The organism is Phormidesmis priestleyi BC1401 (assembly GCF_001650195.1).
GTDB classification, from domain to species: domain Bacteria; phylum Cyanobacteriota; class Cyanobacteriia; order Leptolyngbyales; family Leptolyngbyaceae; genus Phormidesmis_A; species Phormidesmis_A priestleyi_B.
In genome coordinates, this window is the sequence record NZ_LXYR01000034.1 from 29,745 (window position 1) to 56,001 (window position 26,257).

A 26,257-nucleotide genomic window follows, 5' to 3' on the forward strand; every position below is an offset into this window, starting at 1 on the left:
CAATCGCCTTCACTGAACATTGTACGCGCCATTCTCTTAGCCGACTGGAATCGTCCCAGCCCGATGTCGGTTGCCAAGCCAGCTTGCAGGAACTCGCGATCGCTGTCCCGGACTCAAAATCGGCACCGCTTTTCCATCGATCATCGCCTGCTGATCTCCCGGCAGCAACAGCCATAACCCCGGAATTCCACCAGAACGCCCAATGCAATCCCGCAACCGCTCCAGCATCGTCATCTGGTCATATCGAGCCAGTAGACCGCTATAAATCAGCAGAATTGTCTGATCCATTGCGGCAAGCTGTGCCTCGACGATCGGCATCGCCCGCCCAACTAACAGCATCAACTTATCCCAGTCCCCTGTATGCGGTGTTGCATCCGTCTGCAATACTAAGTCCCAATTGACTTTGGCTTTATCTGCCACCTGACGCAACGCTTCTAGAAACAGTCCCTCAAAATCCACCAGCTTTACCGGAAAGCGATCGCATAGCTCGTGACACGCCTGCTGGTAATACTTCGGATTTACCAATAGCACTAAAAATACTCCCTCCCCAATGCCTCGCTGAAGCCGTTCTTCAAATTGACGGGCATCCGCTTCTTCAGGCGTAATGTCTCTGGCAATTCCCCCAGTTGCAGTTGATAGTCGCGCGATTGAGGTGCTATGCGTCAGATCAGAAGAACTGGCAACCAACCGATTCACGTAGCTTCCATTTTCTCCTACGGTCGAACTCCAGTGAAAATCCAATCCCACTTCATTCAGAACTCGATCAAGTGCAGGGCGATCGAGCAGAGGGGCTGCCTCTGGATATCGACTGCTGACGCGATCGCGAATCTGCTGAACTGTCAATGCTTGAACTCCATAGAGGGCAGCCTGCGACAGCTTCAGCGCCCGCATTGCGTCCATGCCACGCGGATAGAGTTCTTGCCGACTTGAAACTGCCGCCTGTTGAGATGCTGCTGCCGCTAATCGCAAAACTCGCGTATCTGAAAAAACTTCAACTCCTGTGGGCAAAGTCACTTCGCGCAATCGCTGAATCGTTCGCACAGGTGGAACCAGAGGATCTTCATCCGCAATTTGGTCAGCAACGTCCCCAAGCTGACTGGCGTACTCTGCAAGCTCTTGGTTCCGGGCAATCAAGAGTCGAGTTTGGTCGCGACGAATCACAAATCGCGGCTGGCTGACCGTACTCTCAACCTCGATCGCAACGCGCAAGGTCGCGATCGCGTGTTTCGTTCTCAATGGTTCATTTTGAATCGAGCCACGAGCCAGCAAGATTGCCTCTGCCAGTTCCTCAGCCGTCATCACGCCACCGACACCCGCTAAAATCTCAACCAGATCGCTCCGCAATTTTGTCACGGCGGGTTCTTTTGCCCAACGGCTCTGAAACTTACCCACCCAATGGTTTACAATTTCTGGAGTTTGATTGAGATGCGCTGCTGCATCTGCCTGTCCTACCCAAAATTCAGTCATCGCCGGAATCAAGCCAAGTAATGCCATCTGAATTCGATGAACGTGCTCTCCCTCCTTAGAGCCTGCTCGCAAGATCTTCGGCATCAACAGATCGACACTCAGCTTTCCACCCTCAACAGACTGGCTCTCAACCGTCTTGGCGGCTTCCAACGCAGCGTCCGGTGTTCCCAATCGCTGACGCAGAATTTTGACGGCTGTAGAAATTTCGCGCCGAGTCAAATTTCCAACGCCGCGCAATCGGCTTAAAATGCGAGGCGAGATCATGAGAAGATCCCTCACCGTCAGGAGATTCGCTCGATCCAACGCATTGGTTGCCCGTGTTCCCAACCCTAGCTCAGAGATTGAGGTATCAAACCCAGCATCTGCCAATAATTTGCGGAGTTCTGATTCATTGTCATGATCCGAGAGTGCGCCAGGGGCTTCAATTCCTTCAAAGCAATCTCGCCATGCCCGCAGCATTTCCTCTGCATTATCAAATCGCTGCCGGGGATCACGGCGAAACGCTTTCTGAAAGAACTCTGTTAAGCTGTCTCGCAAACTGGCATCAAACAGTTCAGCATCGATCGTCATCTCAGAGTTAGAGTGAGAAGGATCGGTCGTGCCATCGCCCCATTTAGGGAGTACTCCAGTTGCCAACTCATACAGCGTTGCGGCAGCCGCATATCGCTCCGCATGAAGATCCCAGCGAGGCGGTTTACGGAGTTGAAGTAACGGATCAAGGTAGCCTGCGGTACCGACTCGAATATTTTCAAGTGGCGCTTTAGAGAGTGAGAAGTCAAACAGAACCAGATGCAGACGATCGCCTCGCCCCACTTGCCCCACTGCAATATTGTCAGGCTTGATATCACGGTGATTTACGCCCTGCTCCTCTAAATGCTTAATTGCATCCAGCAAGTCTTCACCAAATCGCTGGAGCAAATCAATATGCAGCCGACCTTCTTTACGTAACCGCTGTCCTAACGTTTCTACCGATCGATCCGCTTTATCGGTATATACCGGACGCATCAAAAACGCCGCTCGTTTGCCAATCTCTAATACCTCGCAGAACTCCACAATGTAAGAATGGCGCAGAGATTGCAGGGCTTCCACTTCACTTCCTAACCGGGAATTATCATCTGGGTCGTTTGCCACTTTAAGAACGAACTCTTGTCCATCCCGTTCCACTAGTAGCCCTGTCGAAGTCGCTCCCTGCCCTAATCGCCTAATCACCGTAAGATTTCCGGGCAACAAATCACCCTGCTGTGCCTGTGCTGGATTCTCAACTAGATGATGCTCTAATGCTGACAGCTTTTCCTCAACCCCATCCAAAATGTTCAAGAAGTCGGCAACGGAATCAATGCGATTTGCGACATCTGGATGGGTGCTGTACCCGATTAGAAATTGCAGAACCTCCGGCGCTCCGTTCAACACAGAGCTAATTTGTAAGCCTTTTGTTTCACGCAATTTACTGCTGAGTTCTAATCCATTGGCTGCCGGAGCCTCACCTGAAAGTAAATGAAACGCGATCGCCCCCAACGAGAACACATCTAAATACTCCCCAACCATTCCTTCATCGGTTAAAGCTTCAGGTGCTAAATAAGCAGTACTGATATCTTCAACCAGACGGTCAATATGCGAGGTCGCACTGACCTCAGAAGCGTTCGTCATAGAATCATCAGTTCTGCATCCTACCTGCCAGTTGTAGAGCTTCACCTGGGGTAGACCGTCCTTATTCTCAGTCACCAGAATGCTTTGAGGCGAAAGACCACGATGCACTACTTTTTTTTCATGGGCGAAACGGACGACTTCAGCAACTTGGCGCAGCAGATTGAGCCGCACATTCACGCTTAGTGAGTCTTTTTGCTGTGCCAAGTAGTGATCAAGTCGAATTGCAGATGGGTCATATTCAAAGATTAATGCAGGACCAAGCTCGTATTCAGTGTAATTGTCGCAGCGCAGAATACTGGGATGAGGCTGTAACGTTTCTAGCAAGCGAAACTCACGCAGTGCAGCGCGTTCGATCATTTTGCGATCAGCTTCCGCAGCTTCCGTCCGCACTAGATAGATACGCACCCGCCGCTTAGCTTTAAGATTTTGCGTATGAGTCGCTGCCCAATCCTGATAACCTGGACCGCTCTCGATCGTGTGATCAAGCTTGTAGTCACCGACCTTGCGATGCCGTTCTGAAGAGCGAATACCAGCCTGCTCCATCGCCTGACCGATCATTCTAACCGTGGAACGGTCATAGATTCCTCTTGACTGTGGGTCTACCCCAGGGCAATCACGCTCCAGCATGGCAGCCATGATGCCCGATCTCGCTCCCCTTGTGCCAGTCGGGATCAAATCCCGCAGACAAACGCGATATCGTGCAGTTTCTTGCAATTCCAATCGAAGATCTGGAGCAGAACAAAACACAAGGGCTTCGATAAATGGAATTTGCCCTTTGCTGCGGCAGGCTCTTTGTCTCTCCAGGAGCGATTTCAACTTCTTCGCTTTGGTGTTGGTTGCAATCAATGGGTTGTTACTGGTGTAAAGTCTCCCGTTTGTTTCCCAAGTCCAAGTTCCAGCATCACCATACAATCGTCCGGGGCGACTCTTAATTTCAATTAGAAAAAATCCCTGTGGCGTGAAAACTAGCAGATCAACCTCATTGATGCTGCCATCTGTCGCAATAAACTCAAAATTGGACCAGGCTCGATAAGGCTCCTGTGCGGGGAACTGCTGACGCACGAAATCTAGTGCTTCCCGTTCCCACGGAAAGTTTGATTCAGTAATCGTGTTCCAGTTGCTCGAATCACTCATTCCAATTCGCCCAGCAATAAACTGTCATCCCTAAATCTACTCCCTTTAAGGGTAGTGTGCCCCGGATAATACTCGCCTTAAAAAGCACCACAAAAGACTGTTCTCCACTGAGCGTTTAGCTTTGTTCTCAGAGCATAGCCTCAAGTTGTGAACGTTTGAGGCTAAAAAGTCTGTGGATCTACGTTAGGTCTGCACTTTGATCGAACTCTTCAATAACAGCAGCCACAGCTTCTATCTCATGCTGCAAATCTTCAATAGAAGGAAGCTTCGCCTTGAATTCTTCAGGAAGCCCCCCTGTAGTACGGTAGGTCGAAACCCCAATCGGCTGATTCATGCCCCGAAGCGCGTACTCAACGATCGACTTCTTCTTAGAGCGGCAAAGGATGATTCCGATCGTCGGGTTATCGGCGGGACGGCGTAATTTGTCATCAATGACGTTGACGTAGAAGTTAATTTGCCCCGAATACTCAGGCTTGAAGTCAGTTGTCTTTAGCTCGATCGCCACAAAACAACTCAGGGCGAGGTGGTAGAAAAGGAGATCGACGAAAAACGCCTATCACTAGACCTCTTGCGCGAGTGGGAGGAAAGCGGCTACAAGTAAGGTCAAGGAGGCATAAGCATGACCTACGATCAACTGAAACACCTCAAATCCAGTGACTTTAAACGCCGATGCGGAGTCCACCCCGAGACCTTTGAGCAGATGGTTGAGATTCTGCATCCCCACCTTGACCGCCGAGGTCAGCGTGGCGGGCAGTGCAAACTGAGCGTTGAAGACCAACTCCTCCTAGTGCTGGAATACTGGCGAGAATATCGCACTCAATTTCACATTGCTACAAGTTGGGGACTGAGTGAGTCAGCTGTTTGTCGGCTGATTCAGAAAGTGGAAGGATTGTTAATGGAGTCCGGCAAGTTTCGTCTACCGGGAAAAAAGCAGCTTTACCAAAACGCCCAGACTTGGAACGTCCTAGTCGTGGATGCGACCGAAAGCCCGATTGAACGCCCAAAAAAAACAGCGTGACTACTACAGTGGCAAGCAGAAGCACCACACGCTAAAAACACAATTCGTGGTGAATCAAGCCAACGGTCAGATTATCTGCACTGCTTTCGAGAAAGGACGTGTCCATGATTTTCGTTTATTTAAGTTGCATCGCCTTCCCCTGTCACCAGAGCAATTGTGTTTAGCAGACAAGGGCTATCAGGGCATGATTAAACACCATCCCTCCACTAGTCTTCCTACCAAAAAGCCACGCCAAGGCAAATTGGACAAAGCCGAGCGTTATCACAATCAGAATTTAGCTCGACTGAGATTAATCGTTGAACACGTGAATCGCAAGTTGAAGATTTTTCGGATTCTAGCGGAGCGGTACCGGAATCGACGCAAGCGTTTTGGACTACGGTTTAATCTGATTGCTGCAATTGTTAACTTTGAACTTGCACTCTCTTCTTGATTCACGCAAGAGGTCTATTGATCGTTTCCCTGCCGCTTTTCCCAATCTTCCTGATTTCAAAGCACGACCATTCTGAGTCTCTGTTGCCGAGACCTCAAAGGGAAGGGATGATGCAAGGATTAGCTTTGGCAGAAATGCCGGAGATTGATCAGCGTGTATGCCAGGGTTTTCAAGGCGTAATGCAACTTGCTGATCCGCTCGAAGCGCAGCAGTAAGCGACGGAACTTATCCTCTCAAGCGAACACTCGCTCAAATGAGACAAATCATCCTGACCCAACGGAGGCTTAACCTGAATGCGACCCTACAAATCAGCAACATCCTCAACGATCACCTTCAGCAGATTCAGCAGCTCGTTATCTCAGAGCAAACTCAAATTGTTGTTTTTTGGAGCGATTTAGTTTCTCGTGAGGAACTCCGTAAACACATCTGGCTGAGGCTGGAAGATAGCTGTCTCTTGCCTGAAAATAGGCTGGGTAGTCTAACGGATCAACTCACTCAGCTTGCTGAACGGCACACTTCAAATCAGGGACAATGACTACGCTGACCTTTGGTGAACTCTCCTTTGAATTACGCGAAAGCGCCCGTTGCCGCACCGTTGATCGGGATGGTAGTCTTGTTTTAGCAACCCCGCCACAGGTTCCAGTAGAAGATTAGGAAAGCATCGTCAACCAAAACCGCTTTTGGATCTACTCCAGGCTTATTAAAAAAGAGTCTTACAAAACTCCTGAAGGAACAAAAACCTACCTTCCTGGCGAAGGCTTTCATTATTTAGGACGTAGTTATCGCCTCAAACTCGTTGATGAAGCTCAAGTTCCCTTAAGCTTGTTTCAAAGTCGGTTTGAGTTGCTGCGATCTCACCAGAATCAAGGGCATGATCTTTTTATTCAGTGGTATCGGAATCATCTGAAAACGCAGCTAGACCCTTTGATCGACTCATTGACTAATCGGGTAGGAGCAAGTCCCCAAGTCATGCAAATCCGTGAGTTGGGCAATCGTTGGGGCTCTTGTAATCCCAAAGGCGACCTTTATTTTCATTGGCGTGTTGCACTTCTACCTCGCTCAATGATTGAATATGTTGCTGTCCATAAAATGGTGCATTTGGTGCAACCTGATCACAATCAGGACTTCTGGAACCGCGTCGCACATATCATTCCTGACTGGCAAGAGCGCAAATCCTGGCTTGCTAAGAACGGAGCAATTTACGACTTGTGAAACTTTACTGCTGGTGCTGCTGATTTCTCGATCTGCAAATAAAGTTGCTCAGGTGTCAAAATCCAAGTAGATTTGAGTCATCTACCGAAAACGTTTTCGGTAGATTTAGAGAAGTCGTTTTTACCGAAAACGTTTTCGGTAGGTTTTGAGTAATGCCAAAAGCTAAGTCCAAAAAGGCTTTTAGCCAATCAAATCTGCAAGTACCTGTGATTATTGGCTTTGTAAATCAGAAGGGAGGGGCTGGCAAATCAACGGGCGCAACGCACGCAAGCGTCTGGTTCAAACGCCAAAGTTATTCTGTTGTCCTAGTCGATGCAGACGGGCAGCAAAGTAGCTCTGACTGGATCAAACACATTAATAGTTTAAGGGAGTCAAAAGAGCTATATATTCCTTACGTGATTAACTCAGATCCCGAAGAGCTATTCAAGCTTCTGCCAGAGTTAAAGCAAAAGTTTGACGTTGTGATCGTTGATGGACCTGCAAACATTGGCGAAGTAACGAAGACAATTTTGTTTAGAAGTGACTTAGCGTTAATTCCCTCTAGAGAATCCTTCCTCGACTTGCGAAGTACGGGTAAAATCTTGGAGTACGTTGCTCAGGCGAAAGAGTTGCGGAATGGGTCGCCTATTGCAGCAATATACTTAAATGCTGTAAAAAGCAACACATTGGTTCTCAAAGACGCACAAGGAGCTTTAACGAATGCGATCGTTCCACTTTTAGAAACAGCAATTCACGATCGTGCCTGTCTACGTGATGCGTCAGGGCAAGCAAAGACTGTTTTTGAGATGCGAGGGAGTGGACCCGTAGCTGCTGCGAAAAGCTACGAGGCGTTGTTTACAGAAGCTTTGAGGTTATTATCCAATGGCGGAAAGACGTAATTTACAGGCAGCCCTTACTTCGGACGATGAAGGGCTAGCATTTGTGTTTGGTAATAAAAAAGCTTCTACCGAAGAAATTGAAACGATCATTTCACAAGTCCCGCAGCAGTCAATTTCAATAGCCCTGATTCACACCTCTTTCACGTTTGCTCCCAATAAACAGCCTTATCGACACTTCTACGATCAAACGCAAATTGAAAGCTGGGCAGAAGGGGAAATTGCTAAGAATGGGATTCGCTCTGCACTGTGGGTACGTCCTTTACCCAATCAGCCAGGTAAGTATGAGTTAATCGCTGGAATGCGCCGACTAATCGCTGCAAAAGCTTTAGGCTTACCTGAGGTCCCTGTGCGTGTCTTTGAACTCGACGATGCCTCTGCCTATCAAGCAATGCGGGCAGAAAACCGCGATCGAGAAGAACCTACCCCCTTAGAAGACTTAGACGGCACTCTGAATTTATTAGCTATTCGCTTAGGGCGCTCTATTTCAGACGTGATCAGCTTATTGTATCGAATGGACAATGAAGCGCGAGGCAAAGTTACCAAACAGACTGTACTGGGCAGCCCAGACGCTCAAGTTGTTGAGGAAGTGTTTGCAGATTCTGGAGTGAGTTGGCAATCCTTTCTATCGTCTAGATTGCGGTTGCTCAAACTGCCTTCGGAGATCTTAGAATCGATTCGTGAATCAAAGCTGCAATACACCAAAGCTTTGGAAGTTGCTAAGGTAAAAAACTCAGAAATACGACGGAGGTTGCTCGGCGAAGCAACGTCACAGAACTTATCTACTTCTGATATCAAGTTGCGAGTTAGAAAGGCAAATACAAGCAAGCTTGAAGAACCAAACCTGACATCACGCTTGGATGAAGCTTACAAGCGGATTAAAAAATCCAAAGCCTTGGAGAACCCTAAAAATCTCAAGGCTTTGCAAAAAATCATTGAGCAAATGGAAATGTTAGCAGAGAAAAAATGAGCGGTCAGTCGCTTACAATAGGATTCCAGGATCAAAAAAATCCCTACTGCAACTAGCTTTCTTGCCCTTATTGTCGAAGGGTATATGGCTTTTCAGCTTACGTTTCTGGCAAAATAACACTAATTGGTTGAAGCGAAGGCACTTTAAACGGTAAGTGTAAGTCATGAAGATGTTCTTCCAAAAACTGTTTAGCTCTGTCCAGTCGTTGACAAATTAAGGTGGGAGATGGTGCAAAGGATGGATCTAGATCAGGTATCTTCCTAGAATCTTTTAGGCATGAATTGAGTATTCGGATGAGTTCCCAATCCTTCACAATCCAGAACTTTTCTGATGAATCAATACTGAGAGCTACAACAGACTGTCGAATAACTTGAGAATCTGAGGTAGTCACTCGATCCGTAATTAGAAAAACAAATAGTGCTTGGTCTAATCCTGGTAGTGTAGTGATGCAACTTGTATATCCGATCGCCTGTGACAAAGCAGCGTCTAGTAGCTTATGCCCTACACCTAGAAGATGACTTAAATCCCTATGACTAGAACGCTCACGATCAAAGTGAACTTGTTCATACTCTCGCTGGATTGCAGGTTCAATGCGCCAGGGTTCTGGAGTTAAGAAAGCCAAACCCGATTCTGCTTGAGTGATGCGTCGTTTGTTCAGATGCAGCATCGATAGAAAGAATGTCTGGAGATCTTGTAAATCTAGCTGTGGAAGTAGAGCTGATGCTTGCTGAAAGTCAAATTTCTCGCAGCCCCCTACAATCTCCTGAACGGCTGAAACTGCATCTTGTCCGCCAAGCTTTGCCGTTTTCTGGTCAAACCATTGGCTCAACTGATCGGTGTGCCGATCAGCATCACTAAAGATCTCCTGAAATAGCTTGGGTGAAGTCATCCCCAAAATGAGTTGTAGCAAATCTTCAGGTTCGTCCATCACCTGTTGCAAGGATTGCATAATGCTGTCAATTTTTTGATTGAGCTTATCCCAAATTAAAGTTTCTACAGTGTCTGGGTTTCTGAGAGTGATGACCTCAACGGGCTGCTTTTGCCCATACCGATTGAGCCGTCCAACACGCTGATGCAGACGCATAGGATTCCACGGTAGATCCACGTGAATCAGGGAGTAACAGCTTTCCTGTAAGTCAATGCCTTCTCCACCTGCTTCTGTTGAAATAAGAAATCGAACTTTGCCTTGGTTGAATTTTTCGGCAGCAGTTTCTCGTCTTTCTCTAAATCGATGGCTCTTCTGTTCAGAGGGTAAGACCACATCGTCTACTTGCTCATCTCCGTTGATAAACGTGACGCAAGCTTCGCCGTACTTCTCTATCAGCGCTGACATCAGAAGCGATTGGGTTGCCTTATACTCGGTAAAGAATAGAACTTGACGATGGCTAAATTCGTGGTCAATAACTTCTAAAATCTTCTGAATCTTGGTTTCTTTTTGAATCGAATCAGCAGCTTCAATCAATTCTCTTAATCGAGGCTCTTCGTCCTGCATTAATCGAATCGATTTAGTAAGCTCTGTTACCTGTTCTTCCAACTGGTTAATTTTGTCGTTTTCTAAAGCTTCATAATCTTCTAAAATCTCCAGCTTTTGTTTGAGCGTTTTTAGCTCGACGTAATTATTATCTAATCGGTCAAGGCGACCTCTTAAGGCACGCTGAATTGCTGCAACCGAGCTAGAAGCCAGCTTTTGCATACAGATTAACGTCAGGATTACAGCCCGCTGATTGAAGTCATCTAGTCCAGAAGCATAAGTTTTTCCAGTTAAGATAAATTCTGTCAGCTTGTTGTAAAACCGATCCTCTTCAGGAGAGTAGTGATAGGTTTCCGATTTTACGCTCAAAGGAAAAAACAACTTTCTCCCCTTCATGTCTGTCACAGACTGTTTGTTATTTCGGATCATCACATTGCGAAGCAACGGCATTTGCTCTTCCAAGGGTTTATGAGGATCAAATAAATCTTCTCTTAACAGTTTAAGGAGTGAGAAAAATCCATAATTTTTGCCACGATGGGGCGTTCCTGAAAAGAAGATAACCGAGTGCGCTTTTCGATGTCTGTTCACTAGTTTCTCAACAAAACTGTACCCAAGCGTTGGTCCACTTTGCTCGTCAGCGTTTAAATGATGGGCCTCGTCAACAATTAGTAAATCCCAAGGCTCTGCCTCTAGTAGCCGTTTGTGTCTATCTCGGCTGTTTTGACGCAAGGTTGGCAGCGATGCAACCACTTGGTGATGAGTATTCCAAAAGTCACTCCTAGATGTGTCTGCTTCATTCGTGTAGCGGGTACATCGAATGTCAAACATAGTTCTCAGACGATACTGCCACTGATCGACTAAAGAAGCTGGACAGATAATGAGAACGCGTTTGATAGCTTGCTTGCTCAACAGTGTCCAAAGGATTAGCCCGGCCTCGATCGTTTTTCCCAGTCCAACATCATCTGCTACAAGCCATCGAGCAGGTAGTTCTTGTACAACTCGCCGACAAACCCACAGTTGATGGGGTAGTAGAGTAATCCGTGCTAGGGAAAAGATCCCCCACACGTCATTGACCGACCGGATCGCTAACGCTTGTACCCGCATGATAGCTTCTAGCGATGGCTGCCAGTCACCTGTCCTTATCTCCTCTTCTAGAGAAGACAAACGAATCAGTTCTTCTCTTGGACACTCCTCTAAACCGTGTTCAAAACGGACGATGATAGTGATGCCCTCATCAGCCCTAATTTCGCCAAGCCCATGCCGAGAATGTGAAACGCGATCGCCACGATTAAATGTAGTACTCATACTTAAAATCCCTCCTGCCCTAGCTCATCCAGGAGCTAGGAATAACTTGACCATTCGACAGCGTTGCAAAACCTTCATCTTCGCGAGAAACCTCATACTGAGAATGTTCTTCATCAGAGATGCTTTCATACCAATCAACATCATCTCGAACTTGGATGTTACGAAGATCTACTTTGGAAGAATTTTCTGCATACAACTCAAAGGGAATATCAAAGCAGTTATTGAACGTTGGTTCATCTAGCAAACCTGATCTCATGAATTCTGTCTTCAAAAACTGGTAGATTTTGCCAGATGAGCGATGGTCTGGTTTATTTAAATCTTGGCAGCCTAGGTGTGTTAACAATCTTCTAACATTAGCTCTTGGAACAAAACAGTGTAAATGAACATAAGCATTTGAGATCGGTTGAACAACCTCTAAGCGCACCAATTCTCTTATAATAAAATTCGCTCCGATGCCTAACGGTAATGGAGGGGCATCTGCTCCACCGCCTTGAAAGGCAGGATTACTTCTCGGTGAGGTGATAAGATTTAGATCGAAATCATCTTGACTCTTTTCAATACTGAGGAAAGAGTCAGTATAGGCGTTGAGATAGCTTGCAATCCGGTAAATGCTTGGAAACTTTTCTATCCAGTAGTACCAACCTGTATACTCAATTTGTTCTTCCATGTACTCATTTAGAACCCTCATCCATTGGTCAGGAGATGAGCGTGGATTCGGGCTAGAGAATTGTTGCCACCAATCTCTATCTAAGCAAAAACGGATAAAATTCCGATGCTGTTCATGCCTAGTTCGTCCCATCCTGTGAGTCATTCCCAAGAACAAAAGCATTAACCATGCACTTCGGTCTCGATTCCGAAGTTTTTGCTGCATTTCCTCAACTTTAAAGGGGTAAAGGCATTCATTGTATTGTTGGGTTTTAGACTGATGGTTTGCTTGCCACCAGTTAAAGAGATCGTGAAGAAGTTCATCTGAATTTTCTGTCCTGCTTTCGGTAACGCTTGACGGTTCGCTTTCATTCCCAGTCCTGTTAACTTCAGAGCCAACGTGATTTGTCACCTGATTCCAGTCGATTTCACCTTTACTTGCTCGCTCGGCTTGCATCTGTTGAGCGTTAATTTCTAATGTTTCTCGGATACCTGGATAATTTTCCATCCATGTTCCGATGAAAGCTTCTTCTAAATAAAGTGCAAACGCTGCTTTATGTTCACCTGATACTAAATGATTTAAGACTGCTTGTCTTTGAGTGTCTGTGTTTGAATCCAGCGCCCATTCAATTAGTTTCTCAGTAGAAACTGTATTTCTTTGTTCGCGGCAGGAAAGAAAGAATTGAAGAGCGTTTCCTGTATACGCTGAGTGAAGCAAATTTCTACAGGGAGCAAATGCTGCCAATCGCTTTTCCTCTAGGCTATTTGCGTGACTTCTGACAAGAAGTTGGCACGCAGGGGTGTATTGTCGATTGTCTTCGCTTTCAAAGTAGATGGTTTTATCTACTAGCATTGAAGAAATGTCATCTTGTTCTAATCTGTGGGAAACTTTCCATTCACGTAGTTTTTCAGGAGTGATTAATTGACCGAGTTGATTTGCTGTATCAGGCGTAATTCGGCGATCTCCTAACTCTTTACTCAATACATCTACTAGCTTGAGGCTCTCAGGTGTAGTGATATCTGTGCCTAGGAGCTTCTTAACAGTCTGCCAGACCGTGTGGTGGACTAATCGATCGACAGAATAATTCTGGTTGAATTGCTCCCAAGTAGCTACCTGACCAAAAATAGTGTGATTAATTAGTAATCCTTCTAGCTGATGCGTGACTCTTTCCAATCGGACTAATCGGCGAGCTTGATCCCATAATCCGTTTGGCAAGGCAGCGCGAGAAGCGATTAGGATTCCCATTCCACAATAATCCCCTCCTAATCCTTCCTGAAGCAATTGATTGGTTGTGCTATCGCCGTTTCGGTTTAACCAGTCTACAGCTAACACATCTCAGAGAAACTCCCAGAATGTATATGCATCAACCTTCTCAAGATCAAGAGATTCAGAGAACGAACTCCAATTTCCTTCTGTGAGCCGAAACAGTTCACAAAGTTTCTCGCCCAGGTTTTCCCCAATTCGCTTGATTAAATCTTGGTTGTGGTTGGAGTTACGATCGAGGCTTGTACGTCCTGTCGTAATGTCAAATGCGCCATTAACGACGAACCTCAAATTTAACGATTCTTTTGTTGGAGCGGTGACCCAAAATGTCGGTAACTGTTTCAACGGAGAAGAACTCTGTAAGCGATTATCAGGAAGTATGATTGCTACATCTCCAAAAGGCAGATGAAACCGCAGCAGTTTGTGCACCTGCCACTGGTCTGAATCGTTTGGAAGCCGGATTGTCCCATACTCAACACCTTCAATGCCTAGAACAGTTGTAGGACTCCAGCTTAAAGTTTCAGTTGACGTGGATCTGTCAGTCAATTGACAGGTTTTAATACACTTTGCGAAAACCAGGAGTAAGGCTGCTTGCTGCCCAAACTCCCTGACAATTTGTTCTGCGGTTGTGTTTGAATCGAGGGGTAAATCAATTAACGTTCCACCTGTGATTTTTGAAGCTGTCTGCTGTAACTGCTTTAGGCGGTGAACCCGCTCTTCATCTGCTTCTTGGTGACCAGGGCGCGGTAGTGCGAAAGGCAGCAACCCTGCTTGAATCGTAAAATTCAAATCACCGCTGATAATGCAAGGTTCCTGGGAGATGAGATGAACTGTTTTGAAGCCCAACCCAAACTTGCCAGTCTCGCCCTCAGTCTTATCTGAGATATTAAAGTTCAACATCTTGTGCAGGTCACGATTGAAACCCGCATCCTCAAAGTTTTTTGTTTGGCACGTCTGCATGAGTCGCGAGATTAATGGGTCTACCCCAGTGCATAACAGTTAAATGATTTGTATTCCAGTTCAAAACGTAGTGCGATCGCTCCGGCAGTTTTCGATCCAACATCATCTCAAGTTCTGCTAAGGAGTCGTCGGCGTTTTGAAATAACTCAAAAGGAATGCTATTAATACTGTAGCCATACTGTCCCTGTCCGATTTTCTTCCGTACTGCTTGAAGAACATCGCTGATAGCATTTGTGTCTGCCTCAACTAACTGACGAAGATCTTCCTTTGCTGTTTGTAGAGATTTTTTGACTTGAATGCGCCTTTCCCGCGCTCTGATATCAAGACGAAGTTCGAGTTCATGAAGCTCTTGATCAGACTTTTCTAACTGACGCAGACATTCCTTGATGTGTTGGTTTTGTACTCCTAGCATTCTTAAGATCAAGGGCAAATTTTTAAAGGTGTAAGATCGAGCTGAATCTACATAGATGCGTTGGGAATTCGACAAATCTTGCCACACTTCAGCTAATGATTCGGTATCCGTTCGATAGATTCTTTTAATTAGAATTGTGGCAGAAGCAAGTATGACTCTAGATAGAGACTGAGAATCCCGTTGCTGAAAATCTCGTAAAGTAATTTCTGTTGTTAGATGGTCAAATTGACCGACGAATAGATGCTCAGGTACTTGATTCTGTTGAACGTGGACATTTCGTGAATCACCAAGCAAATTCTCGACTGTTTGAAGAGAATTCTCAGATGTTTTAATCCTTACGGTAAAATTTCGCTTTCTCAGATCCTCTGACCAGAGTAGACGCTCTCGTAACCCATCAAAGCTACGGCTTTGAAGATAGATTTGAGCAAGCTGCTGAATCGCTGTGTCTGTGCCTGCCAACAAACATAAAAAACCTCCGATCGTTTCAGAAGGCAGATAAGATAGCCAAGGGCGAAAGTATTTTTCTAATTGCTGAACACTTGTTTCAATTGCTTTGGTAGAGCCAACTTTAAATTTAGAGAGTGCTGACCGAGTCGTGATTACTGTCGATCTTTGTGCTAACCAAGAACTCAGAATCTCTCGTTGTGAACTATCTAGAACCGATGCTGGGTCAATGCCTGTATAACGTTCGCCGTCACATAGCTCTCCTGGCGAGTTCCATTGCCCCATCTGATTGAGCAGTTGGATGTAGGGTAAAATGTCTGTGCCGGACGTTTTTTGAAAGTAGCAGGCAAGTTTAAGATAATAGTTATAAACTTCGACGACTGCTGATTGAGGAGAGGAATAGGTTGCTTTAAGCCAGTTCAGGATACTACACAACCTTTCAGTATCTTGAATAGGCTTCGATGCCTGCGGGAGAATAAAAACCTCAAATTCGTCGATTGTCATCCCATTAGACAAAACTAAAGCTGGCGTTGCTTTACAATCGCAAAAAACCTGAATAAATTTCTCTAACAAAGCTCGATTAATCGGCAGATCGCCTAAATGGTACTCAGGCAACTGAGCGATCGCTTCTCCAATTCGCTCAATTGCATCTTCACCGGAAACAAACAACACTTGAAGCTGAGGATTATCTAGACAAAAGCGAATGTCTAGATCTGTCCGTAATAGGTCAGGAGTAACATCATTCCAAGTTATCAGCTTCTCCAAAATTCTTGTTGTTTCAACTTGTAATGTAGGGCAATGAATTACTTGCTGAGGTGATCGAGGTTGCCCGTTGCGATCAACTAGCCATGCTGTATTTCTAAGTCTTTCTATGTTGATATTGCTAATGGTTTGCCGTCGTTGCTCAAATATTTTAAGCAATGACAGAATGAGCAAAACTTGCTGAGATGGCTGCTGTGTTTCAGCCAGCAAAAACTCCAGAACTCTGTTTTCATACCAGGTTGGGCAAATGCGATCGAGACTCTCCTGAGCAGCTTGAACGTCTAACCTATCACGACTGATATAGGAACTATTCTCATTTTGAAAAAGTTGATCGAGACCTTTTCCTAACGGTTGAAGATCAACAGGAAAGAGAATAACTTGCTGAGGGGCTACCGTATCTCCGGCGATTGAGTTTAGCCAAGCTGTCGTCTTGAGCCGCTCTAAAAGCTCCTGATTTGATGAAATTTCTGGTGTTTCGGAAATGATCTGAAGTATCAATTTAGCAAACCGCTGCGGGTTTGGTTGATTTAGTGCTGTCTCGACCGCCGCTTTCGGTGTCCACAAAGGAATCCATTCTGGGTGATTAGTCTGGCTAATTAGTGTAATGTGAGGTCTCAACTCAGGAGAAAGTGGAAATGCCAAGTTTTCTCGATAGGTTGCCTCGGTGATGGTTACTAACTTTCCATCGTTGGCTTCGTGCAGAGCCAAGCTTTTCCAAAGAGCTTCATGCTTAGGATGAAGTGATATTTGATTTAAAACCTCTTCTCGTTCCACTGCATTAGGTAAATCTTCTCCTGTTAATGAGCCTAGAGTTAGATTGACGATTAAGCTCCGCGGCGAAATTTCATGAATGTTGAACCCGTCCCACAAGTGGCGCGGAATCCGTTCCGCTAACGTTGGAGAGATTACTTTCCATTTCTCCAGAACTCTGTCAGCTACTCTGCTCCAAACTGAGTTACTGTGAGAGGCAAGATAGAGGTGTTCAGAGTTGTCGTAATGCTTTGGGCAACCATGTAGTAGAAAGCGTATTTGAAAAAAATGCTTTTGCGATGTTGCATTCATGGCAGAAGTCTCTCGAGCAAGTTGATACGATTACTACAGTCAGCCAGTCTAGGTTTTTGTGTCAAAGTCATTAAACAAGCATCTCGATTACACTCTTGTACAATTTCTAGACAAAATCGCTTTGCAAACAAATCATCAATCAGCACAATTGGTCGCTCGTGTAGTGCCCCTTGTAGATCCCGTGCGAAGTCCTGGCTACTGTCAGAGTTCAGAAACAGTTGTCCTTGCTGGCTTAACTGCCTAATCTCTTCCGGTGTGTAAAGAGAACTTTGATTTATCTGGCAGTTGAATCCTGAGATAAATCTAATCTTGTTCAACTGATTATAGAGAATAGTCGATTCTTTTGTAGCAACTGCATTCACAATTTGAAGAATTAAAGGCTGGTTTAAGGATGAGTAATGCCTCTCAATTAACGTTGCAGCATCGTGAGCAGGTAATTTAGAAGAATTCTGTCTTAATGGCGCGAGATGGGAAGGTAGAATTAAAATCTTGATTGGTGTTTGATTGAAGAGTTGTAACAGCTTAAGGTTGTCTGAGTCTAGACAGAACCACCGCGCTTCATCCAGTAGCAAAATCGCCGCTTTTAGCCAGGTTTGTACCAGAGTTGCTGTCTCTGTCTCTGATTCGATCAGAAAGGTTTTAAGCTGTTTTTGCAAGCAGTCTTGAACAGCTCCTGAAAGTGATTTCTCAGAGCTTTGAGACGTGCTTTGTAGCCATTTGACTAAGAACTCAAATTGACTTACCTGATGAAATACCTTATGAATGTGCAGCGAATTCAGTACTTCTACAATGTCTAGGTCTTGCCACAGATCGAACGCGTCTTGTGGGATTAGGTTTGGAGCTGGTTCTAACACAATCTGCTTTGTTTCTGCTATTTGACATAGGGCTGGGAATGCGTCCCAACCAGGAACGCTGGGTAGGGTCAAAATGGGGTTTGTATAATCAATCAATTGCCAGCTTGACTGAGCGTGTTGAAGTCGATAAACCCAGCAGTAATCTTGATAAATGCACTGTTGCAAATTTCTATTCTGAAAAATTTCAGTTTGCCGCAACAAATAACAAATCTCTTCGATTTCCTGATGACCTGGTATGTATTGCTTGCAAAACTCTTCGAGTGCAAGCAGAACTTGTGGTAATGTGCCTTCTTTTGCCAGGGTTGTGTTCCACAATTGCATCATTTGTGTATCATTTGCAGGAACGACAACCTGCTCTATTGAACTGCTATAAATGTCGGCTAAGGCTTCTATTGATCGCCGCCCTGAATCTAGAAAGAAATAGCCATGTAGTAGTAACGTGTAGTTCCAGTCCTGTTTACTTGGAATTTGCTCAAATTCAGTGTTGCCGCTAGACTTATCATCTACGAGCGGAAGGAATACTGCCCACTGTACGGTCAAGCTACCTACATCTTGAGCAGGGCTGCGAGAGAAGATTACTCCGCAGTGAGGGATGGCTTTGTCTTTAACCGATATGGGTCTGCCAAATTCGTCCTGTGTGAAACGCTTGGGCCAATATGCTGAATCTCTCAACTGATTGAACTGAGCAACATCTAGAAGAACCTCCTTTCCTCCGTAAACGGTTTTGTGGTCATCTATATCAACCCGCCCGTATAGCAAACGATTCATCGGTTCTCCGATTTCTCCGTCTGCTTTAGGATAGATGTAGCGTCGAGCCGAACTATCTAACTGAACTTGAAAATCTTCTATTAGACAATTGTTTTCATCAGGAAGCCAGTAGTGGACAGACTGGAGAGATCGCAGCATGGGCATCAGTGTCGCGATTCTGCTGCTCAAATTTTTGGACAAATGCTCTTGAATGGATTGGTGATCGTAGTAGTTAGGTAAAATACAGCGATCGCTGATTGCATTCGAGCGAAGAGGTAGCCATAGAAGGAAAAACTCATCATCTAGCAAGCCTGTGCCACGCAAATACTCGACGACACGATTTCTGTCATCAAGAGTTAGTTGCTTCCAATCAGGATGTTTGGAGTCGGGTAACGTGAGATTGGTTGAATCTGCCCAAGGATTGAGAAATCGTCCTCGGTCAGGCTCTCCTGACAGATGATGAGAATGGGCAACATAGAAAAACGCTTCACAAAAGTGGAAAATGCTTTTTTGCCCTAGACCAAATTTACCAATCTTCGCCGCGTTGCCAACATTCATGTCAGCGCCAAACCAACCGATTGCTTGAGCATCTGAATCGCAAAAATTACCATTATTGATAAAGAATAAACCGGAACCCTTTAGCAAAGGGTGGGTGGCATTCTTCAGTCCCTGAGTGATGCCGATGCCGAGCTGAGTTGCTCCTCCATCATTTGCATTTTGGATGATCTCTTTGATGATGGGAAAGCCTTGTTTATAGCGTTCCTTAAGCAAGGTCTGAATCTGATTGACGATCGATGCTGGGGGAAGTGAGAACCCGGTGCTTTCTTCCCAGTTTTGAGAGTCTTCTTGCATGGTTTAAGGGGCGACTAGGGCAAATCGTCTAGATGAAAACATGAAAACATTTATCTTTTGCGGTTGGCTCCAGTTTGTTTTTTAGAATTCCCCACTTTCCCTGATTGAGACACGAGTTATAGTTCAAGCTCCATCGATTCTTGGGAGAGTGATCGAGTTTGAAGTTGCGCCAACCTTGCCTACTCACCTCTGCATGTTGGACATTCCATTGATTTTGATAAGCTGACCGCGCCACAGCGACCACGTGAGTCTCCAATCGCTGGGGAATTGAATGGAAACGTATGTGGTATCCATGACTCAGCAGAAATTCGGAGTTTCATGTGTCAGTGGACGACTAGGGGCTATCTGCAAACTCCGCTCACCGCCTTGAGAACGGTTGAGATTCCCTAAATCCCCCTCAAAAATGGGATTTTGTTGAACTTCTCCCCCTTTTGGAGGGATTTTGAGCGTTTGCAGATACGCCCTGAGCAGAATCCTCCCTCTTCCAATCTCGCATCGCTTCAAGGGGCGGCTCGCCGATGTTAAACCGCTTTGCTTCAAAGCTCAAAAGCGTGGTAGTAGGATTCTGGCTTTGATCTTCCCCCTGAGTAGAAGAAGATAACGCAAGGGGCGGATCACTCATTCCCACGGCACTTTCTAATCGGTGTCGCCGCTCTGCTCGCTTCTGGAGAATCGTTTTGACCTTTTCCCAGTGCGCTTGATCGAGTCGATAGCACCACCTGCCTTTGCCATTCTCACGCACATAGCGCCGCGTAAACTTAATGCCGAGTTGGCTCAGCAGCTGGTGAATGATTTGAACGTTTGACATGCGGGGCACGATCGAAAAGCGCAGCGCTAATTTGATATCGCTAGCACACCGTCGCGCTAAGTCTGCCCGTGACGAGATTGCGTCGTCGTCCCCAAACCATTCATTCCCCGCTGCTGCCCACTCTAGAAACGCAAGTAGCCCCAGTCCTTGTCGAGCCCTCAGCCGCATCGCTGCCCCTGAGAGATCCCACGGCGTATTGCCTTGGTTCCAGGTGTTTTGTTTCTCTAACCCTTTCAGCGTGCGCTCGGTCGCCAGCTCTGGATGCAGCAGCGCTTCTAGCTCTATAATCTCGGCACGGCGTTTGCCCTCACCGTCCCACAGCACCTCTTCTGTCGTTAACGCTTCAGGCGATAGACCATAAAAGTCTGCCAGCCAGAGTCGAGCCAGCGCCGTTTGTTCTGCTGGGGTCAAAGACATCTTTTCTGCTTTCTCTTGAAGCATCAACACGTCTGTGTAGGTGAGCACTTCCGCCGCCACTAACGATTCTGCGGCTTGCAGCCGCACGAGGGAACGCACTGATCTTAGCCGCTCTTTGATGACCTGGTTCGCTTTGCGCTTGATTACCGAGACGCGATTGCCTTCATGCTTCAATCGCACGACCAGTGCCGCACGTAGATGAACCATGCTGCGATTCTGCTCCACGCTGATCTGGCTGTACACCTCCACATGCGGATTCTCGCTCCACGCATAGCTATCCAGCCCCTTCGTCGGATCGACTACATCCGGGCGCAAGCTCGAGCGAATCAAGCGCACCGTCGTCGTGGTGCGCCGCTCTAAGTCATGACGGAACGCCTTGAGCGTGGTGGCTTGACTCACCTGGGCAAAATTACGACCTGTGGGAGCACACCAAACCCGTCGCTCTACCGGTTCTCGCAGGCGCACCAGGATCTGAGCCATATCCGCGTCATTGAGCGAGACCCCCATGAAGATGCCATAGACTCGTTGAAACACCCCTTGGATTTCAGCGGACAGACCCGTTGCGACCGAGGGCGTGCAGAGAATCACTTTCACGCCCGCCTTCTGTAGTTGAGGAATGAAAGCATCCGGCGCTTTCATAAACGCCTGCTCGAACTCCCCACCGCTGGTATCGGAGTTGATGTTGAACACCTTCTGACCCGTTACCTCTGTGATCAACTGCTCCAGGGTCTTCGCCAATGCCTTCGAGTCGGTCGCGACCCAAATCATTTTGCCAAGTTCAAGTCCCTCGATGTCCTCCATCATGTCAGCAACGATCGCGGAGCGATCAGGGGACTCGTAGACGATTGCTGAGTAGCCGACGGGCGTGTAGTCATTGCGAATTAGAAAGACCGGAGTCTCGTCACCTCGCAGTTTGCGGAGGTAGCTCAGCGTGGCATCGTCTAAGTCAGCATCAGCCAGAATGACACGACCTGCCACCCTGAGCAGTTCCTCCAAACGTGCCAGCAGCGCCGGACGCTTGCCATTTTGGTTGCAGATGGACGATTCGATCAGACAGCGCACCAACTGTACCGCTTCATCCAGCACTAAGTCGCAGCCTTGAAACTGGTCAGGGTTGATCGCCAGCAGGGAGGGCAAACACGTCGTGATGCGAGTGGCATAACCAGAGGCACTAATATAGGTGCCTTTCGCCCTGTCGAGATCACCCCGATAGTGTGCGGCTCTGCCTTCTTGATCAGTAAGTCGTTCTGCCAGGTTGCGGGCTAAGGAGATGAGGTTCGTGACGGCAAGGAGTTTGGGCGAGTCTTGGGTTAGCGCCGCAATCAGCTTGGTTTTCTCAGTGCCTTTGGCAGACTTAAGAGCGACGATTCCGGTTTGAGGAATCGATGAGCGATGCAACTGCGTCAAGCGAGCCATGTTAACTCGCAGCGTTGGCTTCCAGGTCAGCTTGCCCTCCAGCCGATTCCAAATCGACCACTCTTCTAGCGGTAGCGCCTGAGCCAGTGCCGCTTCCCATACTTCAGCGCCGCCGTTCACAATCAGATCATCGACCCCTTTGCCTAGCTTGCCATCCCACTGAGCGATCGTCACGGTGCAGCCAGCTGCTGAGAGTAGTCCTCCCAACCGACCAAGTGCCGCGTTGACGCGATGCCGGGTGGCGGCTTTCTCGTCTTGGTCAAAGGCAAGCGCAATAGAACGACCCAGAACCGCAAAGCGTTGCAGGTCTACAATCAGCTCGGGCTGGAGCTTGTGAATCTTCTCGCCGGCGATGCGATCGTAGACTAAGCAGCCCCCATCAACTCCATAGAGGGCGAGCGCCACATAGCCCTGAGTGAGAAGCGAAAGCGCTTTCTTGCCGCCCTCGGTCAAGACAATATTGATCTGAGGAAGGTGCTGCACCCACTCCCAGAAGGACTGAGTTTCGATGGGGGTGACGATCAATGAGCCATTGCCACGAGTTAGTTCTGTACCTACCTCGAACGATAAAGAACGATTCGGTTCAGCTTTGCCGAAGAAATAAGGAATGAATCCTCTCAGCCCGCTCTTGAGCGTGAATTGTCCCCTTGCCGAAGCGGCTTGCACCCAAGTTGGGAGGGCATGGGTCACGCCAAAGCGTCTGGCAACCGCTACCCAGGTCTGAACCGTGACTGCTGGTAGAAAAGCGCGTGCTCCCTGACCCACGGGAGTCTCATACTTGCGGGGTTTTCCCTTCTTCTTGTCCCAGAGGGGACGGGCGAGTTTCGCTTGCCAAGTGGAGCCGTCTTCATTCTCAAAGAGGGCAGCATATTGGGTTGTATGCGCCTGGTGAGGAAATCGACTGCGCTGCCAGCCGAGGGCTTCGTGAATCGGGTAATCGACTTCTCCCCCTGGCAGTAGCTCAACATCGCTGATCAGAGTGACGGCAGCTTGATAGAGAGATGGAGAGATGGCGCTGCCTTTGCAGCACTCTTGCTGCATCTGTCGATGAAACTGATCCAGTGTCAGACTGGACTCAATCGGTGGAGCGGCTGAACTGGGACGACTGCCGACCGGTTGAGTAGGGGAAATAAAGGGTTGTTGCAGGGTCGCGATCGGGGAGGGACTCATGGCTGCACCTCCAGGTGAGCGCGATCGCTTGAAAAATGGGCAGCGAAACCGAAGATGAGTGCTGCCCGTCCAAGAGTCTGTGAAGTTCCTGCCACGAAGTAGCTAGCACTGATCTGAAGTGCATGAAAGAAGTGATGAGTCAGCATGATTCTCTGTTTTTTAGGGGTAAAAACAGAGACAAAGAGCAATTGGGACCGACTCATTGAGTCAGCCAAACAGTAGATTCAAGGATGAATTTACTCAAGATTTAAAGCTCTCCGTCCCTTGTGTGGAGGGAGGGGAAGAGAGCCATGTCCTGGTATGACTTAAAACTTCTCCAAAATAAGCAACAGGAAGTGTTGCCATCTGGGGTAAATAAACCATACTATAGACATGGCACGTTGGGAGACCTAACAAGCGCCGTCCAAAGCATCAAGTTAGCGTCCCCGCCCCTCTTATTCAAACTAAATATTTAGCCTTCAAAGCCCTTTCTGTATCAGCAGTGAGGGTTTTTGGCTTCTAGGGTTCCTAGAACATTGGGTTAACTCCTTTCGCTTCAAGTGGGAAAACTGAGTGGATCATAGAATGTCCTACACTGCGGTGAAGTGAGTCTAAGTGTACCAGGACATTTTCTCTGATCAAGGCTCGATCCATAACAAATATTTCTGTATTTTCGTCGAGTGAGCGCGAAGCAATCGGACGCATGTTGGACAAGGGTTGAGTGGTTAGATAGTGCTTCACCCTTTACCTCTTTGCGTTGAACACTTGCTCAACCGTCAATTGCAACGCTTGGAACTGAGACTGGAGGGTTTGGCTTCCAGCATAGTCTCGTTCCTCATACAGACCCGACACCAGCGTTAGAACAGTCACCTTGCTCGCCTGTGGATTGATGATCCAATGCTCCGAGATGCCCCTGGCTGCGTACTCAGAGCGTTTGTACCGATAATTTCGGTCCTCGTTCTGAGGCATCTCTCGGGTGATTGTGCCTCGGCGGTCTCCTAACGCGGCAGCGAGTTCTTCACTCAGGACCATCAAGTCTGGGAGTCGAGTTTTTGCTCTAGCGCCCGACACTTCAATCTCGGTGTCTTTATGACAAATGAGGTCAAAGGGAATCAATTGGGCGAGTTCTAGCGCCAGAAAAAAAGAGATTCGAGAATTAATGCGCCCTCCAGGTGGCATGGCGACTAGCTCCCCGTCAATCAATTCATAGGGAGTATCTGTCCCATCGTCGTGGGCGAGATACTCTTCAAACGTCAGTTTCTTCGTTCCAATCGTCATTGAGATCGCCTCCTACTGACCTTTGTCCTCGCTGGCAGAAGTTTTTTGCTTTTGCTCCTCCCATTGCTTAGCTGCATCCTGACAGATGGCATAAACCATGTTGCTCAGGGTTCTATGCTGTTCGTCTGCCATTCTTTCTAGCTTTTGCCTGAGTTCCTCATCAGCTAGAAAGCTGATTCTAGGGTGCTTCGTCGGCATAGGGGTACTGAAATCTTCAGAACTTAGTACCCAATTGTGCCTTAAAAGCTTTGTAAGAAGTAGATTAAAGCGTGAGTGCATCGTTAGTTCATCACTTAGATAAAAAGTGCTGAACCTATGCTACCATGCGTTCATGAAAAGAGCAGCTAGAGAACAGTTCACGAACACGGAACTTTGCGCCTAGTTTTGCCTCGAACAGCTTTCAACCTAGACAGCCCCATGCTTTGACCTACTTTTTAGGAGAAATTAGCTCCATGATCACCAGCCGAATGGCATCCCCTCTGGGGCTCCCCAACGAACAGACCCCGACCCTTGACCTCAAACGGCAAATCGTGGTCTTCGATGGCGGCAACCGCGCCCTCAAATGGATCGACCCAGACCATCAACCTCGCATAATTCCCGCCTTCATCAAGTCCTTCGAGCCAGGGTTTGATGACCCCACACCCGACGACCACAGCATCGTCATCAGCACTGGAAATGATCACTTCTGTCTCGGTGCCGTCGCTCGCGACATGAAAGGCACCCCGGTCTTTCAAGACAACAAATGTGAGCTGGCGAAAAAGCTCGTTCTCGCCGCCCTCGAACCTCACTCCGGCAACAGCGCCGTGACGATCGACCGCCTAGTGATTGCCCTGCCCAACAGCCGCAATTCCACCGACCTCGCAGACCTCAAGCAGATTGAAGGCACTCACCAGTTTACCCGCAACGGACAACGGATCACCGCTGTCGTGCATCACGTGCAGCCGATCGACGAAACCCAAGCTGCCTATAGCTTTGCTATGAAGCGCGATCTGTATCGCAGCAAACGCCAGCTGAATGGCGTTTTAGATCTGGGCGGCGGCACTGGCATCGGCAGACTCTACAGCGTGGGCGGTTCCTTGATTCGTGAAGCCGATGCGATTCTCCCCGGCACCTATGACCTCGCGCGACGCATCAGCGCTCGCATCACCCCGCAACTGGTCAACAGCCCTGACCTCTCCCAGATCATGGACGGCATTGAACGACAAGACTTTACCCTGGGCACCAGCGGCGTTCAGTTTCAAGACGCGTTTGACCTGTGTCGTGAGCAGTGGCTCTCTGACCGGTTGTGTCGCAAAAATAGTAAGGTAGGGAAGCTTAATTTTTTCTAGCCTTGCTCTAAATGACGACTGACTCTCTGTTCAAATGGCGGCACTTCTTGCCCGAAATCATCGTGTTGAATGTGCGGTGGTATTGCCGCTATCCTCTGAGCTACCGGGATTTGGAAGAAATGATGGCAGAGCGAGGAGTGGAAGTGGATCATTCCACCCTCAATCGTTGGGTGCTGAAATTTGCCCCTGAACTGGACAAACGCATTCGACCGTTCTTGAATCCCACGAATGACGGGTGCGACCTCTATTTGATACTATTAGAGGGCAACGGAAAAGCCGTATTGATTCAGTTTGTTCCAGAATTGATCCCAACGCGTTGAGGTCAAGACC

General features: G+C 47.4%; 15 protein-coding genes and 2 pseudogenes. 7 read left to right on the top strand and 10 right to left on the bottom strand.

What is annotated here, in order from left to right; genetic code table 11:
- Positions 1–36 precede the first annotated feature (36 nt).
- Positions 37–4,248: a BREX system serine/threonine kinase PglW gene (gene pglW, locus A8707_RS17090; protein WP_068818413.1), complete on the bottom strand. Its 4,212-nt coding sequence runs from the start codon at positions 4,246–4,248 to the stop codon at positions 37–39.
- Between the two features lie 178 nt (positions 4,249–4,426).
- Positions 4,427–4,786, bottom strand: a pseudogene (locus A8707_RS17095) (PDDEXK nuclease domain-containing protein); the annotation flags it as partial.
- A gap of 81 nt (positions 4,787–4,867) precedes the next feature.
- Here A8707_RS17095 and A8707_RS17100 point away from each other — a divergent pair.
- The 5 genes from A8707_RS17100 to A8707_RS17120 all read left to right on the top strand — a co-directional run bounded on the left by A8707_RS17100 (position 4,868) and on the right by A8707_RS17120 (position 8,753).
- Positions 4,868–5,696, top strand: a protein-coding gene (locus A8707_RS17100; RefSeq protein ID WP_156518666.1) for an IS5 family transposase whose coding sequence is annotated in 2 segments (ribosomal slippage) — positions 4,868–5,259 and positions 5,258–5,696 — 831 coding nt in all. Because the reading frame shifts where the segments join, the coding sequence is not laid out codon by codon here.
- Between the two features lie 253 nt (positions 5,697–5,949).
- Positions 5,950–6,231, top strand: a complete 282-nt coding sequence (locus A8707_RS17105; protein WP_068818415.1) for a hypothetical protein — start codon at positions 5,950–5,952, stop codon at positions 6,229–6,231.
- 125 nt (positions 6,232–6,356) lie between these two features.
- Positions 6,357–6,908, top strand: coding sequence for a M48 family metallopeptidase (locus A8707_RS17110; protein WP_197484827.1), 552 nt, complete (start codon positions 6,357–6,359; stop codon positions 6,906–6,908).
- A gap of 152 nt (positions 6,909–7,060) precedes the next feature.
- Positions 7,061–7,786 (top strand): AAA family ATPase, encoded by a 726-nt coding sequence (locus tag A8707_RS17115; RefSeq protein ID WP_082906405.1) that lies wholly within the window; start codon positions 7,061–7,063, stop codon positions 7,784–7,786.
- Positions 7,770–8,753, top strand: a complete 984-nt coding sequence (locus A8707_RS17120; RefSeq protein WP_068818416.1) for a ParB/RepB/Spo0J family partition protein — start codon at positions 7,770–7,772, stop codon at positions 8,751–8,753. The genes A8707_RS17115 and A8707_RS17120 overlap by 17 nt, the downstream gene beginning before the upstream one ends.
- A 97-nt stretch (positions 8,754–8,850) precedes the next feature.
- On the opposite strand, the gene A8707_RS17125 is transcribed toward A8707_RS17120, so the two are convergent.
- The 8 genes from A8707_RS17125 to A8707_RS29795 all read right to left on the bottom strand — a co-directional run bounded on the left by A8707_RS17125 (position 8,851) and on the right by A8707_RS29795 (position 24,797).
- Complete coding sequence (locus tag A8707_RS17125; RefSeq protein ID WP_068818417.1) at positions 8,851–11,529, bottom strand: DEAD/DEAH box helicase; 2,679 nt, start codon at positions 11,527–11,529, stop codon at positions 8,851–8,853.
- A 19-nt stretch (positions 11,530–11,548) separates the two neighbouring features.
- On the bottom strand, positions 11,549–13,507 hold the full coding sequence (locus tag A8707_RS17130) for a hypothetical protein (protein ID WP_068818418.1): 1,959 nt from the start codon (positions 13,505–13,507) through the stop codon (positions 11,549–11,551).
- A 3-nt stretch (positions 13,508–13,510) separates the two neighbouring features.
- A complete protein-coding gene (locus A8707_RS17135; RefSeq protein WP_156518667.1) occupies positions 13,511–14,398 on the bottom strand; it encodes a hypothetical protein in 888 nt (295 codons plus the stop codon).
- Entirely contained in the window at positions 14,370–17,078 is a 2,709-nt protein-coding gene (locus tag A8707_RS17140) for a hypothetical protein (protein WP_156518669.1), read from the bottom strand. The genes A8707_RS17135 and A8707_RS17140 overlap by 29 nt, the downstream gene beginning before the upstream one ends.
- Entirely contained in the window at positions 17,075–19,531 is a 2,457-nt protein-coding gene (locus tag A8707_RS17145; protein ID WP_068818421.1) for a sacsin N-terminal ATP-binding-like domain-containing protein, read from the bottom strand. Before A8707_RS17145 ends, A8707_RS17140 begins: the two co-directional genes overlap by 4 nt.
- 397 nt (positions 19,532–19,928) lie before the next feature.
- Positions 19,929–23,342: a plasmid replication protein, CyRepA1 family gene (locus tag A8707_RS17155; RefSeq protein WP_068818423.1), complete on the bottom strand. Its 3,414-nt coding sequence runs from the start codon at positions 23,340–23,342 to the stop codon at positions 19,929–19,931.
- A gap of 723 nt (positions 23,343–24,065) precedes the next feature.
- On the bottom strand, positions 24,066–24,599 hold the full coding sequence (locus A8707_RS17165; RefSeq protein WP_068818425.1) for a Uma2 family endonuclease: 534 nt from the start codon (positions 24,597–24,599) through the stop codon (positions 24,066–24,068).
- Positions 24,600–24,611: 12 nt separating this feature from the next.
- Positions 24,612–24,797, bottom strand: coding sequence for a ribbon-helix-helix domain-containing protein (locus A8707_RS29795; RefSeq protein WP_068818426.1), 186 nt, complete (start codon positions 24,795–24,797; stop codon positions 24,612–24,614).
- 254 nt (positions 24,798–25,051) lie between these two features.
- Between A8707_RS29795 and A8707_RS17175 the strand changes: the two genes are divergently transcribed.
- Together A8707_RS17175 and A8707_RS17180 are read left to right on the top strand one after the other, a co-directional pair.
- Complete coding sequence (locus A8707_RS17175; protein ID WP_068818427.1) at positions 25,052–25,927, top strand: ParM/StbA family protein; 876 nt, start codon at positions 25,052–25,054, stop codon at positions 25,925–25,927.
- A gap of 11 nt (positions 25,928–25,938) precedes the next feature.
- Positions 25,939–26,151: pseudogene (locus tag A8707_RS17180) on the top strand (IS6 family transposase); the annotation flags it as partial.
- Positions 26,152–26,257: the final 106 nt, after the last annotated feature.